The sequence below is a fragment of the Heyndrickxia oleronia genome (assembly GCF_017809215.1).
Classification (GTDB): domain Bacteria; phylum Bacillota; class Bacilli; order Bacillales; family Bacillaceae_C; genus Heyndrickxia; species Heyndrickxia oleronia.
On record NZ_CP065424.1, the window covers coordinates 2,096,325 to 2,110,844 of the forward strand.

General features: G+C 33.9%; 13 protein-coding genes. 10 read left to right on the forward strand and 3 right to left on the reverse strand.

Annotation, left to right across the window (positions count from 1 at the left end; translation table 11 throughout):
* The first annotated feature begins 269 nt into the window (after positions 1–269).
* The 7 genes from dinG (at position 270) to nth (ending at position 8,384) form a co-directional block, all read left to right on the forward strand.
* A complete protein-coding gene (gene dinG / locus I5818_RS10515) occupies positions 270–3,077 on the forward strand; it encodes an ATP-dependent DNA helicase DinG (RefSeq protein WP_078110643.1) in 2,808 nt (935 codons plus the stop codon).
* A gap of 347 nt (positions 3,078–3,424) precedes the next feature.
* Positions 3,425–3,595 carry a YpmA family protein gene (locus tag I5818_RS10520; protein ID WP_065107196.1) on the forward strand — a complete coding sequence of 57 codons (171 nt, stop codon included), beginning with the start codon at positions 3,425–3,427 and terminating at the stop codon, positions 3,593–3,595.
* A gap of 9 nt (positions 3,596–3,604) precedes the next feature.
* Complete coding sequence (locus tag I5818_RS10525) at positions 3,605–4,087, forward strand: cell wall elongation regulator TseB-like domain-containing protein (protein WP_058002390.1); 483 nt, start codon at positions 3,605–3,607, stop codon at positions 4,085–4,087.
* Positions 4,088–4,102: 15 nt separating this feature from the next.
* Positions 4,103–5,293 carry a pyridoxal phosphate-dependent aminotransferase gene (locus I5818_RS10530; RefSeq protein ID WP_078110644.1) on the forward strand — a complete coding sequence of 397 codons (1,191 nt, stop codon included), beginning with the start codon at positions 4,103–4,105 and terminating at the stop codon, positions 5,291–5,293.
* 145 nt (positions 5,294–5,438) lie between these two features.
* Positions 5,439–6,731 carry an asparagine--tRNA ligase gene (gene asnS / locus I5818_RS10535; protein WP_058002392.1) on the forward strand — a complete coding sequence of 431 codons (1,293 nt, stop codon included), beginning with the start codon at positions 5,439–5,441 and terminating at the stop codon, positions 6,729–6,731.
* Between the two features lie 267 nt (positions 6,732–6,998).
* Positions 6,999–7,697, forward strand: a complete 699-nt coding sequence (locus I5818_RS10540) for a DnaD domain-containing protein (protein ID WP_071976084.1) — start codon at positions 6,999–7,001, stop codon at positions 7,695–7,697.
* A gap of 36 nt (positions 7,698–7,733) precedes the next feature.
* Positions 7,734–8,384: an endonuclease III gene (gene nth, locus I5818_RS10545; protein WP_058002394.1), complete on the forward strand. Its 651-nt coding sequence runs from the start codon at positions 7,734–7,736 to the stop codon at positions 8,382–8,384.
* A gap of 57 nt (positions 8,385–8,441) precedes the next feature.
* Here the strand turns inward: nth and I5818_RS10550 are convergent, their stop codons facing one another.
* Both I5818_RS10550 and recU read right to left on the reverse strand, forming a co-directional pair.
* On the reverse strand, positions 8,442–11,117 hold the full coding sequence (locus I5818_RS10550; protein ID WP_236036625.1) for a PBP1A family penicillin-binding protein: 2,676 nt from the start codon (positions 11,115–11,117) through the stop codon (positions 8,442–8,444).
* 145 nt (positions 11,118–11,262) lie between these two features.
* Complete coding sequence (recU, locus tag I5818_RS10555) at positions 11,263–11,871, reverse strand: Holliday junction resolvase RecU (RefSeq protein ID WP_058002396.1); 609 nt, start codon at positions 11,869–11,871, stop codon at positions 11,263–11,265.
* A 624-nt stretch (positions 11,872–12,495) separates the two neighbouring features.
* Between recU and I5818_RS10560 the strand changes: the two genes are divergently transcribed.
* From I5818_RS10560 to I5818_RS10570, 3 genes are all read left to right on the forward strand, one after another.
* Positions 12,496–12,738 carry a hypothetical protein gene (locus tag I5818_RS10560; RefSeq protein ID WP_058002397.1) on the forward strand — a complete coding sequence of 81 codons (243 nt, stop codon included), beginning with the start codon at positions 12,496–12,498 and terminating at the stop codon, positions 12,736–12,738.
* A gap of 74 nt (positions 12,739–12,812) precedes the next feature.
* Positions 12,813–13,178 (forward strand): YppE family protein, encoded by a 366-nt coding sequence (locus I5818_RS10565; RefSeq protein WP_058002398.1) that lies wholly within the window; start codon positions 12,813–12,815, stop codon positions 13,176–13,178.
* Positions 13,179–13,278: 100 nt separating this feature from the next.
* On the forward strand, positions 13,279–13,782 hold the full coding sequence (locus I5818_RS10570; protein ID WP_071976080.1) for a YppG family protein: 504 nt from the start codon (positions 13,279–13,281) through the stop codon (positions 13,780–13,782).
* Positions 13,783–13,942: 160 nt separating this feature from the next.
* Here the strand turns inward: I5818_RS10570 and I5818_RS10575 are convergent, their stop codons facing one another.
* On the reverse strand, positions 13,943–14,413 hold the full coding sequence (locus I5818_RS10575) for an Hsp20/alpha crystallin family protein (RefSeq protein ID WP_058002400.1): 471 nt from the start codon (positions 14,411–14,413) through the stop codon (positions 13,943–13,945).
* Positions 14,414–14,520 lie beyond the last annotated feature (107 nt).

Consider the following 14,520-nt stretch of genomic DNA (forward strand, 5'->3'; position numbering starts at 1 on the left):
AGGCTCTCTTCTCAAAATTTATGCTAAATAGTTTAATGAACCAAAATAGGTTGCAACAAACGATACGAAAATCTCCTTATGTATAGAATGTTTGTTTATACCTCGATACAATTTTTAAGATTGGAATTGTCATTGCAAAGCTCTCGCATTCGACGCTGTTGAACAAGGAGCATACGTTTTTGGATATAATAGTTATGGATTATTCGCTTTAATATGATAAACTAAGTAGAAACAAAAATAGCCTTTTGAAATATGAAATAGGTGATTGAATGAAACAGCGTTTTGTAGTAGTAGACTTAGAGACAACAGGAAATTCACCCAAAAAAGGTGATCGAATCATCCAAATAGCTGCTGTTGTCATTGAAAATGAAGAAATAATTGATCAATATACAACATTTGTTAATCCTTGTGTACCAATTCCATCATTTATTGAGGAACTAACTGGGATTAATGATGAAATGGTCAAACAGGCACCATTATTTGAAGAAGTTGCCCCTGAGTTAACAAGGATTTTAAAAGACAGTATCTTTGTGGCGCATAATGTCTTGTTTGATTTGAATTTTCTCCAATCAGAATTTAATCGAGTAGGTTGCCCGGAATTTGTCGGCTTAAATGTCGATACGGTCGAATTAGCAAAAGTATTATTGCCAACATCTGATAGCTATAAGCTGTTTGAGTTGACTGAATGTCTCGCAATCAAGCATGATCGGCCACATCAAGCGGATAGTGATGCGTTAGTAACCGCTGAATTGCTTTTGCAATTTATTAACCAAACAAGAGAGCTACCACTTGTAACACTCGAAAAGCTTGCAAAACTTTCAATAGGATTAAAGAGCAATTTAAACGAAATTTTTGAAGACATTCTGACAGAGAAACGAAATCATTTAGAAAACCTCTCTGAGCATTTAGAGGTATTTAAAGGAATTGCCCTCCGTAAAAAAAATAAGAAATACTCCAATTATAACTATCGCGAAAAAAAGGAGTATCCTTTACATCAACATGATAAGCAAAAATTACTATCAAATGGAATAAAGCATTATGAAGTAAGAGATGGTCAACATGAAATGATGGATACGGTGTATGAAGCATTTCGATTAAATAAGCATGCAATGATTGAGGCTGGAACGGGAATTGGTAAATCAATTGCGTATTTATTACCTAGTATTTATTTTAGTAAAACTGAAAATCAACCCATTTTAATTAGTACTCATACGATACAATTGCAGGATCAATTATTAAATACGGAATTGAAAAAACTTGAAAAAGTACTCTCTTTTCCATTTAAAGCAGTTGTGCTTAAGGGGAAACAACATTACATAAATTTATTTAAATTTGAACAAACACTTTATGAAGCTGATCAGCAATATGACACAATCCTAACGAAAATGCAGTTATTAGTTTGGCTTATTCATACGGAAACAGGTGATATTGATGAGGTGAATTTATCAAGTGGCGGAAAAATCTTTTGGAATCGGATAAGGCATGATGGTTGGCATTTATCGAAAGAACGGGATCCATGGATAGCAAAGGATTTTTATTTATACGCGAGAAGAGAAGCCGAGAATGCAGATATTGTTATTACAAACCATTCTATGCTACTACTTGATTTAATTCAGAAACAACAACTATTTAAAGAATTTAATTATGTGGTTATAGATGAAGCCCATCATTTTGAAAAAACTTCTAGAGGTTTTCTAGGAGAAAAATTGGAGTATATTCCTAGCAAATTTTTTTGCAGCCAACTAGGTTCATATGAAAAAAAGCAACTATTTTATCAACTCGAAGTAATGGTACAAAAGCAGAAAATTTCACTAAAAATGCCTACCTTTGAGTTAGATTTTATTATCGCTGAGCTTGAAACGGAAATCGATGAATTATTCACCATTATTGCAGAGAAATTGTTGAAAAATGAGAAGAAAAATAAAGGACATCATAAACTGCAGATTCGTCTTTCAAACAAGTTATTGAAAGAAAAATCTTTACAACCAATTTTATTTGCAGCTGAAAGAGTAATATCATCCGTTAATCAAATAAGAAGTGGATTAGAAGAGCGGTTAAGTCAATTGAAAAAGATTAGTGAAAAATTATCTGAAAAAGATAAGGCTCTTCTTGAGGAAGTCTTTAGCTATGATCATGAATTAGTATCATTTAAGCATTCGATCCAACATCTTTTGTTAGAGCAAACAAATGAATTTGTTTATTGGCTAGAAGGTGATATGCGGGCCATACCTAATAGTATTTCGATACAGGCACAACCGATTTCTGTAAGTGAGAAATTGAGCAAAGAGTTTTTTGCTAAAAGAAAGAGTGTGATTTTAACTTCTGCTACTTTAACTGTAAAAGATTCTTTCCGTTTTTTTGAAAATGAATTAGGACTTCATCAATTTGCGGATTTAATAAAGAAGCAAATACCTTCTCCTTTTCCATATTCAGAAATGACCAAGTTGTTAATTCCAAATGATATTCCTGAAATTCGTGAGGTGGCAGTATCTGAATATGTAGAAGCCATCGCTAATCATTTAATTGCCATTGCACAGGCAACAAAAGGTAGAATGCTCGTCTTATTTACCTCATATGACATGTTAAAGAAAACGTATGAGTTAATGAAGGAAAGTGGCTTATTGGATGATTTTATACTTATTGCTCAAGGAATTACGACAGGAAGCAGGATGAGATTAACAAAAAACTTTCAACGGTTTGATAAAGCTGTCCTTTTTGGTACAAATAGTTTTTGGGAGGGCGTAGACATTCCTGGTGAAGATCTGTCGTGTTTATCAATTGTGAGATTACCGTTTAGTCCTCCTGATGAGCCATATACATGGGCAAAGAATGAAGCTATACAGGCCGAAGGGAAAAATCCATTTTCTACTTATTCATTACCTGAAGCGGTTATTCGATTTAAGCAAGGGTTTGGACGACTTATTCGTAGCGGTACTGACAAAGGAATTGTCATTGTATTTGATAGAAGAATTGAAACAACATCATATGGAAATGCTTTTATTCGCTCAATACCATCCGTTCCAATTGAACATGTATCACTAAAGGAAATGATTGAAACGGTTGAAAATTGGTTATAAACATGTGGAGTTGATTGTCTTTTGATTTTCTATAACAAAATTTGCATTAAACTTTTATAGAAGAAATAGCTATCTTAGCAGAGAGATATTTGGGCTAGGCGTAGTTTCGACTTGAGTAGACACGACTCAATTATATAAACTACATTGAATTTTATAATTTCTTATCGTAAAAAACACGCTGCTTTTTATTAGCAGCGTGAAAAAATGTGTGGATTAGAAAAATTTTTTGGTATATCGTCAATAAACACGGAAATGTTGTTATAATAAATTTGTGTTTCAGTATTTATATTGTGGCTATAATCGGTTACGATATTTATAACAATATTTGTTTTTGTAGGGGGATTATGATGGACAGCAAAATAGAAGTGCTATCAACTGTAAAGATTGAATACCAAGCTGAATTATACAAAATCGTTGATGCACTCAACAGAACATTAAAAAATCAAGATTTAATGTTCGGATTAGCATTAGATACTGAGGACCAAAGTAAAGCAGTATTTACAATATATCGTACATAGAGGGTTATTATGAAAAAATGGATTATCATCGCTGGATTATGTATTTTAGTTATTGTTGGGGTCAGTGTAAATGTATACTTCCAATCAATGAAGCCTATAAGCCATGCGAAAGATTTTGCAGAAAAAAAGGCAAGAGAAAAGGCGAATCTTACGTCTATGGATCAATTTTATCTGTATAATGGGGATATTACCTATTATGTAGCAGTTGGGAAACAAAAAAATGGGAAAAAGGTTGCTGTATGGATACCTGAAAAAAACAGTGATCAAATTACCATTGAAAAATGGTCAGATGGAATTTCAAAGTCTGAGGCAATTAATACAGTAATGAAAAAGGAAAAACCGGCTAAAGTACTAGGTAGTCGCTTAGGTATGTTAGATAAGGAACCGGTTTGGGAAATTTCATATCTTGATCATTCATCACGGTTAAATTATGCCTATGTGTACTTTTTAAAGGATAATGATAAAACTCCGTATATGATTACAAATATATAGAAAAGGTGAGGAGAAATGACATTACAACTAGCAAATCGTGTAAGTGCTCTTACACCATCATCTACACTAGCCATTACTGCAAAAGCAAAAGCAATGAAAGCAGAAGGAATAGATGTCATCGGACTAGGGGCTGGAGAACCAGACTTTAATACACCACAACATATTATCGACGCTGCAATAAAGGCGATGAATGAAGGACAAACAAAATATACAGCTACAGGTGGACTTCCTGAATTAAAGAAAGCTATTATTGGAAAGTTTAAAAAGGATCAAAATATTGATTATAAGCCTTTTGAAATCATTGTAACAAATGGTGCTAAGCATGCCCTTTATACACTTTTTCAAGTGATTTTAAATGAAGGGGATGAGGTCATCATTCCAATTCCATATTGGGTCAGTTATCCAGAACAGGTTAAGCTTGCTGGAGGAGAACCCGTATATATTAATGGAGAAGAAGCAAATCAATTTAAAATTACAGCAGATCAGCTGAAATCTGCTATAACTTCTAAAACAAAAGCTATCATTATTAACTCACCAAGCAATCCAACAGGTATGCTTTATACAAAAGAAGAGTTAACTGAATTAGGTGAAATTTGTTTAGAACATAATATTTTGATTATCTCTGATGAAATTTATGAAAAGTTAATTTATGGTGAACATACACATGTTTCAATTGCAGAACTTTCAACTGAATTAAAAAATCAAACAATCATCATCAATGGAGTTTCTAAATCACATTCAATGACTGGATGGAGAATTGGATATGCAGCTGGAAATGCACTAATTATCAAAGCAATGACAGACCTTGCCAGTCATTCCACCTCAAATCCGACTACTCCATCACAATATGGAGCGATTGCGGCATATAATGGTACTCAGGAGCCAGTAGAAACAATGCGAGAAGCATTTGAAGATAGGTTAAATAAAATACATCAACAACTTATTCAAATTCCAGGAGTAAGCTGTTTGAAGCCTCAAGGTGCTTTTTATTTGTTTCCAAATGTAATCGAGGCAGCTAAGCTAACAGGTTTTGATTCAGTGGATCAATTCGCGGAAGCATTACTTGAAGAGGCAAACGTTGCAGTCATTCCGGGTTCAGGCTTTGGAGCTCAAGATTATATTCGTTTATCTTATGCGACATCATTAGAATTATTAGAAAAAGCAATTGAAAGAATTCAACAGTTTGTAAAAAGTAAAATGAAATAAATCCATTCTATAAAATAGAGTATCCCCCTAATAAATAGGGGGGATTTTTAATTAATATTTTCCTTTTATATACTTGTTTAGTATAATAAGTTTGGATATAAAATGATATGAAGTGTAGTTTTTGAAGTTTTTGGAGGGAAGTAGATTGAAAACGACAATTAATGAAGTAAATAAATTCGTTGGACAAGACGTCACGATAGGTGCTTGGGTTGCCAACAAAAGATCTAGCGGGAAAATCGCATTTTTACAACTTCGTGATGGAACAGGGTTTATCCAAGGGGTTGTAGTAAAAACAGATGTCCCTGAAGAAGTTTTTCAAAAAGCAAAATCTTTAACACAAGAAACTTCTATTTATGTGACAGGAACTGTTCAAGAAGATAGTCGCTCATCTTTCGGATACGAGCTTTTAGTAAAGGATGTAGAAGTAATTCATGAAGCACATGATTTCCCGATTACTCCGAAAGAACATGGAACAGAGTTCTTAATGGATCATCGTCATCTTTGGTTACGTTCACGTCGTCAACATGCGGTAATGAAAATCCGTAATGAAATCATTCGCGCCACGTATGAATTTTTTAATGACAATGGATTTACTAAAATCGATCCACCAATTCTTACTGGAAGTGCTCCTGAAGGAACAACAGAATTATTTCATACAAAATATTTCGATGAAGATGCATACCTTTCACAAAGTGGTCAGCTATATATGGAAGCATCCGCAATGGCTTTAGGTAAAGTATTCTCATTTGGACCAACATTCCGCGCGGAAAAATCAAAAACAAGAAGACATTTAATTGAGTTTTGGATGATTGAACCAGAAATGGCATTTTACCAACATGAAGATAGCTTAAAAGTTCAAGAAGAATACGTTGCTCATATTGTTCAATCAGTTCTAAAGAATTGCAAATTAGAATTGGAACGATTAGGTAGGGATACTTCTAAGCTTGAGCAAGTAAAGGCACCGTTCCCTCGTATTGAATACGATGATGCTCTTAAGCTTCTACATGAAAAAGGTTTTAATGATATTGAGTGGGGCGACGACTTTGGTGCACCACATGAAACAGCAATTGCAGAATCATTTGATAAACCAGTCTTTATTACGAATTATCCAACTTCATTAAAGCCATTCTATATGCAACCACATCCAGAGCGTCCTGAAGTTGTTCTATGTGCTGATTTGATTGCGCCTGAAGGCTATGGGGAGATTATTGGTGGTTCTGAACGTATTTATGATTATGAATTAATGAAGAAAAGAATCGAAGAACATGGCTTAGGAATAGATGCATACCAATGGTATCTTGAATTAAGTCAATATGGAGCGGTTCCGCATTCAGGTTTTGGATTAGGACTAGAACGTACTGTAGCTTGGATTTCTGGAGTTGAGCATGTTCGTGAAACAATTCCATTCCCACGTTTACTTAACCGACTTTACCCATAATTAACGAATTAAAAGGTTGTGTCTAATAAACACAGCCTTTTTTCTTTATTTCGATAGACATTACATTGTGGATATACAGGAAAATCAAGGGACAGATTTTCTTGGAAAGTCTAAGAACGTGACTTTCCTTTTTAGGGAAAATCAAAGGGCAGATTTTCTTGGAAAGTCTAGGAACGTGACTTTCCTTTTTAGGGAAAATCAAAGGGCAGATTTTCCTTGTTCCATATTTGTAATACTTCCTTTATACTTACTTATGAGGTGTACAAAATGGATAAGGATTTAATTTTATCATGGATAGAGGATGGGATGATTCAGATTCCTCGACTTTTAATGGTTAAATATAAACATATTGGTTTAAACGAAACTGAATTAGTTTTGTTATTGCAGGTTTTTTCCTTTTTAGAAAAAGGAAATGATTTTCCTACCCCGGCACAACTTTCAGAAAGAATGACGATTCCTGATGGCATGTGTGCTTCATTGTTAAGAAGATTAGTTCAGAATCAATATATTAGTATTGAAGAAGGGTATTCCGAAGAGAATATACGTTATGAAAAGTACTCATTAAAACCTCTATGGAGTAAATTAATCGATGAGTTTACATTTGAAAAGAAACAGGCTGACCTAGAACATAATTTACATGAAGAAACGAATCTATATACAATTTTTGAACAGGAATTTGGGAGACCATTATCTCCTCTTGAATGCGAAACTTTGGCGATGTGGCTTGACCAAGATCATCAAGATCCATCTGTAATAAAGGCAGCTCTAAGGGAAGCTGTTATTTCTGGAAAATTAAATTTTCGATATATTGATCGAATATTATTTGAATGGAAGAAAAACGGAATTAAAACAATTGAACAAGCAAAGGATTATGGTAATAAATTTCGTCAGCAACGTAAAAAAACTACGCTCGTTCAAAAAAGTGATTCGAAAACCATCCCTTTTTATAATTGGTTAGAACAATAATAAATTACTTAAGAAATAGTCAAGGTGGAACGAAAAATGTTAAATATGCAGCAAATTCGATTTTGCTTAGATGAAATAGGGAAAATGTTTCCCGATGCACATTGTGAATTAAATCATTCTAATCCTTTTGAACTTGTCATTGCTGTTTCACTTTCAGCACAATGCACGGATGTTCTTGTTAATAAAGTAACTAAATCTTTATTTGAAAAATATAAGACCCCCGAAGATTATTTAGCTGTTTCTTTAGAAGAGTTACAAAATGATATAAGATCTATTGGTCTATATAGAAACAAAGCGAAAAACATTCAAAAATTATGTAGCATGCTTATTAATGAATATCAAGGGAAGCTTCCGGAGGATAGAGATGAATTAACAAAACTTCCTGGTGTCGGACGAAAGACAGCTAATGTCGTCGTTTCAGTAGCATTTGGTATTCCTGCTATCGCCGTAGATACACATGTTGAAAGGGTGAGTAAAAGACTAGGAATTTGCAGATGGAAAGATAGTGTGTTAGAAGTAGAAAATACATTAATGAGAAAAGTTCCAAAAGAAGAATGGTCTCAGACTCATCATCGCTTAATTTTTTTTGGTAGATATCATTGTAAGGCACAAAATCCGCAATGTGACATTTGCCCTTTATTAAGTGTTTGTCGGGAAGGACAAAAACGAATGAAGAAGAGGGAGTAACCATATAATGAAAAAAGTCATCTAATCAGATTTGATTAGATGACTTTTTTGTATTAATTATGGTGTTTCGGTTCCGCTACCTGGATCTGGATTTTCTTGATTACCTCCTCCATTGTCATTGCCGCTGCCATTTCCATTACCAGGACCATTCCCATTACCAGGACCATTACCATCGCCAGGACCATTACCATTCCCATTACCAGGTCCGTTTTCGTTACCAGAACCATTATCATTCCCATTACCAGGACCATTTCCATTATCAGAACCGTTATGTTCCCCATTGTCTTGATCTTGGTCACCATTATCACCATTATCATCGCCATTTCCTAATTCATCAGGATCTGGGACTTTTATAGTGATAGTAGCTGATTTACTTGTTTGATCACCTAATATAGCTTTCACTTCAATTTGGTAGGTTCCACCAGGCTGTGGATTGGCTATTGATAATGTTGTATCCTTCGTATTTCCATAGGATTGTTTACCTTCATTATTAAGTGAACCAGATATTTCAAAAGAAACCCCTTCAGATATTTTTGGATGATTCCAATTGACAATTATTTGATTGGTTGCTTGATCATAGGTTCCGTTTAAATTTGTAGGAGCTTCTAATTGCTCATATCTATGTGAAACTTGACTTGGTTCATTATGACCTCGAACAAATAATTCATATGAAATACTTCCAGAAGGAGTATATTCACTTGCTTTTTGTGGTGGATTTGTTCCTTTTTCAATCGGAATCTTCACAACACTTTTTGGCATTTTGAAATCAGGTGTGTTTTTCCCTTCAGATACATGTTCTATTAGGTTTTTAAAGATGAGCTGTGAGATTTTTTGTTCATTTGGTGTTAAATAATATTTAAAGTTCCCATTCTCATCTTTGGAACTATCATATCCTGTCCAGATAGCTGCAGTGTAATTAGTTGTGTAACCTGCAAACCATGAGTCAGGGCTGGCACCAGCAGGTATATTATATTTTGCAACATCATCGTCACTAAAATTAGTGGTACCTGTCTTTCCTGCAACTTCTAGCCCAGGGATGATTGCTGAGCGACCAGTTGCACCTGGTTTTGAAGATAAAACATCTTTAAGCATATCTGTAATCATATACGCAGTATAATCCTTCATTGCAACTTTTGGTTCAGGATTTGTTTTAACAATGGTTTCCCCATCTTGTAAGACAATTTTTCTTACGGTATGTGGTTTATTATAAATACCATTATTACCGAATGCTGCATAGGCTCCTGCCATTTTTAGTGGGGATAATTCAAGTCCACCACCAATTGCGGATGAGGGTACTAGTTCTGAATCTTTTAATCCTAAACCTAAGTTATTGGCAAATTCTTTTGCTTTGTTTGGACCTACTTCTGCCCAAGCTTTAGCTGCTGGAACATTTCGGGAACGGTATAAAGCTTCCCTCATTGACATTGGTCCTAAGAAACGGTTGTCAAAGTTGTTTAATTTAACTGATGTTCCTTCATAATTATATGGTTCATCTACGATTTGATGATAGGTGGACCATTGTTTTTCCTCGATTACTGGGCCGTAATCTAATATCGGTTTGATTGTAGAACCCGGTGAACGCTTGATATCCACTGCTCGATTTAATCCACGTTGAACTTTTGGATTTCTTGCTCCACCTACAGCACGAATTTCTCCAGTTTTCGTATCCAATAATGTTATACCCGCTTGGAACATATCATCCGGATATTGCACAATATCATTTGAATTTAAAATTTGCTCTGTATATTCTTGGGCATCTGTATCTAATGTAGTATAGATTTTTAAGCCATCAGAAAATGGATTATAACCCATCGCTTCAACTTCATCAATGACCATGTCCATGAACGCATCATATTTATTTTGAGCAACATTGTTGACATTGGTCTGTTTTTTAAGTCCTTTTGTAACAGGCACCTTTTTCGCTGCTTCCATTTCCTCTTTAGAAATTTTCTTATGTTGGTACATTAACCCTAAAACAACATTTTTTCGTTTTTCAGCCAAATCTGGATGTTCAAATGGATTATAGTTATTTGGACTCTGCTGTAGTCCCGCAATTAGTGCAATCTGCGGTAGGGTTAATTTATCTAATGTCTTTCCATAATAATATTTAGAAGCAGTTTGGATTCCATGAATTCCAGCTGACATATAAATTTTGTTCACATACATCTCGAAGATTTCTTCTTTTGTGTATTGGCGTTCAAGCTGTAATGAAAGCCATGCTTCTTGTGCTTTACGTTCTAGTGTCTTTTTATTAGTCAAAAAGGACATTTTCACTACTTGCTGGGTGATCGTGCTCGCTCCTTCAGAACCGAATCCACGAGTAACATTGGCAATAACAGCACCACCAAGTCGAATTGGATCAATCCCATGATGCTTAAAGAAACGAGAATCCTCAGTAGCGATGATTGCATCCTTTACTTTATCAGGAATTTTATCATAGGCAATATAGTCTCGTTTTTTTGCGCCGATCGTTCCAGCTGATTTACCGTCCATCGCTAACACCTCAGAAGCGATAGGATCTTTTAATTGGGTTTTATTTAAATGTGGTGCTTTACTTGCATAATAAGCGAATGTTCCAACACCTGCCAAGAAAACAACAACACAAATTAGAAATAAACTTAATATGATTTTCTTAAATATAGAACGTTTTTTCTTCTTACCTTTTCCTTTTTTATTTTTAACAGCTTCCTGCTGTTTTCTTCGTTCCTCACGTGTTTGGTATTTTTCAGCCATAAACAAATTTTCCTCTCTTTCCTTTAGGCTGTTTTTAAACATTGATTATTGCTTAAATGATAGTTTTTACTATTATGTTTAAATAAGCAACAAAAATTTTAAAAAAAGCCGATCTAAACCAAATATTGATTTAGAAGTGTAAAACTTAGATTGTAAAAATCTTTTTTACCGTTTGAATATAATCAATTCGAGGGTGAAGGCCTAATGAGATAGGATGTCCAACTTCTTCAATTTCCTCTTTTTTTATAGATTTTCGCCCACCATTTAGCATTCGATCCCAAAAGATGAATAAATCTGAACTCGGTAATAAAAAGACTTCTTCAGTTTTTGCAAAACGAAGTATAACAAAGGATATTCCATTATGTGCAACTACTTTTTTCATGTGTTCGATTTGATGTTCATGAAAGTTCTGTAATGGAAAAGATGTTGTATTATTCGTTTCCTTTGCTTCAAAATCAATATATCTACCTTGATAGACTCCATTATAATCGGTTGTTGATGGTTGTTTAAAATACGCCTCTTTAATAACTGCAGTACTTCTTGACTTATAATCAACATGGACGATCTGTACCGGAGTAGGTTTTTTATGAATAACAGCAATCTCATTTAGTAAATAATATTGATTCGTTACATTTAAATCGTCTTCCAACGTCATCCCTCTATTACTGTATGAAATACTCTTCGAAGCGATAGATTTATTTATGCCCGTTTTGTTCATCGTATATTGTTTTCCATTAGGGTATCGAAGATCCATTCATCCTCACCTCACAAACTAAATTATATCATAGCAGAAAACTAGACAGATTGGGTGAATAAAAAGTTTGATTTCTTGCCAATATAACGTTAGATTGCGTAAAATGGTTGTTTTTCAAGGGAAAATAGTGATTTTTTGCTGCTTCTTATTAGTATTCGACGAATTGCAATCACCATTTGTTTCATTTATTTAAAATTTAGATGTAATTTTATTACAAAATAATAAAAAGGTTGATCCAATTTCGTCATTTGGATCAACCTTTTCCTATTTCGTAATAGCTACATAAATGTATGAATCACTAGAATTTCTATAATTAAGTTGAGGGACGATTTGGCCCAGATAATTTAGGATTTCCGTTACCAGCTTTCGTTTTAGAACGTTCTTCTTTTTTACGTTGATTTTTAAGTTCTTTATTCATTATTTTCCACCTCCTAGAACCTATTTTGCACCAAAGACTGTTCTCCATTCATTGATAAAGAAGTTTATTCTTTTGTCGAATAGATTAAAATGCATTGTTCGTTTAACACTTTCTTTGACGAATCAGTTCTAGTTTTGTCATGCATGGAGGTGATTAGAAGATTAGGAAGAATATATAGCGTTAAAAGAATCTTAGGAGGCGTTGATATGTTATTAAAGGAAGAGATTTTAGCAAAGCTTGAGGAATGTGAACAGTTATTAGAGAAGCTAGAAAAATGTTTTGACGCAGAAATCAAAAAAGTAAGAAAAGAAATCATATTGAGGGCTTCTGAAGATCACTCCATTTTAGAAGCTAAACTGAAACGTCTTGAAAAGAAATTCAAAATTAAAAAACTGTCAACTTCGATAAACATTAAAAATGAACAACCAAAGTTGCAGCAGCTTGGTTGAGTTAGTCTTTTTGACCTTAGTGGTGACTCCAGCGTATAATTGCATTAGTTAGTTTCTCAGGAGGAATAATGCGAATGTACGAAAATGACTTGATACATTTAACAAATAAATTAATAGAATTAAATGATTATGCCTATCATTCATATAATCAAGTTAGAGAAAAAGGGGAACAAGGGGATTTCTATCAAGATGTTAAACCGTTTGCAGATCAAGTAAGAGATGCTTGTGAACAATGGTTGCCCTTGGCAATTGCTTGGCTAAATGAGGTTCAGCCAAAACACTTACATCCAATACAGTTAAAAAATACAAGTGAAAATCTTCAAATGGTTTCAGTTAAAGCCTTTTATCCAGACTCTAGTTTAAAAAAATTTAAAAGTCATATTCAATCTGTAGACTATGTGTTGAAAAGACTGTTGGAGGAAACCAAAAAAAATAACTGATGAGTCAAACCCTGCCTTTTTATTTTTTTCTTAGACATATCACCATTTTTTTTACCATTCATATTGTGGTAGTAAAGATTGTCATCTGGAGGAAAAAGTGATGAAAGGTTATAATCCATATATGAACTATTTACCATTACGTAATTATCAACCGCAAAATCATTCATATCATGCACAGGGTATTCCTCATATGCAAGCATATAATCAGCCGAATATACCATATCAACATCCATACGGACCTTACCATTACAATGGGATACCACCATTTATGCAAAATGGAAACAGTCCATATTATCAACAACCGGGTTATGAACAGAATCATAGTCCGCAGCCGAACATTTTTGATAACCCGCTTCAAACAAAAGAAACGTATCAAAGCAATAAACAAAATCAAATGTTAAATCAATACGTTCATCCATATCCTCAAGGGAATCATTTTAAACAACCACAAACAGGTGGGATTAATTCACTGATGAACTCTTTTAAATCACAGGATGGTTCGATTGACTTTAATAAAATGGTCAACACAGCTGGGCAAATGATGAATGCAGTTAACCAGGTGTCAACGATGGTGAAAGGGCTAGGGGGACTCTTTAAGCCTTAGAGTTCCTGGCCTTTTTGCTTTTTTATTTATTCATCTAGTAAAAACTAGATTTGATTTTTGTGTTTTTCGACGATTGAAAAATATTGTTTTACAAATATCATATAACAGCTAAATAGTTAATAACGGAATCAGCTTATTTTCTGATTCCGTTTTAATATGTTTATTCTATTCTTAATCGTTTCCCTTTTTCCTTTGGTACTTTAATCGTTAGTAAGCCATCTTCATAGGTTGCCTTGACTTTATCTTCAATAATCGGTTGCGGAAATGGAATGGTTTTAGAGGATCGTTGGATTGAGCTTTTATTAAAAAACACATTTTGGGACTGATCTTCTTTTGTAACTTTTTCATTATTTTCGACTGTAATCGTAATATACTTAGGAAATATACCAATATCTATCTGATCCTTTTTTATGCCAGATAATTTTGCGGTGATAATATATTTATCATCTAATTCAGTTAAGTCAATAGGGAAACCACTGATTGGAAATGGCGAGGAAAAAAAATCATCAATGCTTTGAAGAAAGCCTTTCACTGGCCTTTCCTGGAAAAGTTCATTCATAGATCGAAAAAAGTCTTGAAAAGGTTCGTGGAACAATCCCTTTTTAGGTTCTTCAGGTAATTTCTCTGTCATCTTAATAAAAACTCCTCTCTGTAAGATTTAAATACCAACTTTATCTATTGTATAATATGATGTTTTTGACAATGAGTACCAATAAAAAACACTAGGAAAACGAACAT

Coding starts and splice junctions, on each gene's coding strand:
- I5818_RS10565 (WP_058002398.1), top strand. CDS start 12,813: ATGTACGAAAATGACTTGATACATTTAACAAATAAATTAATAGAATTA.
- I5818_RS10525 (WP_058002390.1), top strand. CDS start 3,605: ATGAAAAAATGGATTATCATCGCTGGATTATGTATTTTAGTTATTGTT.
- nth (WP_058002394.1), top strand. CDS start 7,734: ATGTTAAATATGCAGCAAATTCGATTTTGCTTAGATGAAATAGGGAAA.
- recU (WP_058002396.1), bottom strand. CDS start 11,871: ATGGATCTTCGATACCCTAATGGAAAACAATATACGATGAACAAAACG.
- I5818_RS10530 (WP_078110644.1), top strand. CDS start 4,103: ATGACATTACAACTAGCAAATCGTGTAAGTGCTCTTACACCATCATCT.
- dinG (WP_078110643.1), top strand. CDS start 270: ATGAAACAGCGTTTTGTAGTAGTAGACTTAGAGACAACAGGAAATTCA.
- I5818_RS10575 (WP_058002400.1), bottom strand. CDS start 14,413: ATGACAGAGAAATTACCTGAAGAACCTAAAAAGGGATTGTTCCACGAA.
- I5818_RS10520 (WP_065107196.1), top strand. CDS start 3,425: ATGGACAGCAAAATAGAAGTGCTATCAACTGTAAAGATTGAATACCAA.
- I5818_RS10540 (WP_071976084.1), top strand. CDS start 6,999: ATGGATAAGGATTTAATTTTATCATGGATAGAGGATGGGATGATTCAG.
- I5818_RS10560 (WP_058002397.1), top strand. CDS start 12,496: ATGTTATTAAAGGAAGAGATTTTAGCAAAGCTTGAGGAATGTGAACAG.
- I5818_RS10550 (WP_236036625.1), bottom strand. CDS start 11,117: ATGGCTGAAAAATACCAAACACGTGAGGAACGAAGAAAACAGCAGGAA.
- I5818_RS10570 (WP_071976080.1), top strand. CDS start 13,279: ATGAAAGGTTATAATCCATATATGAACTATTTACCATTACGTAATTAT.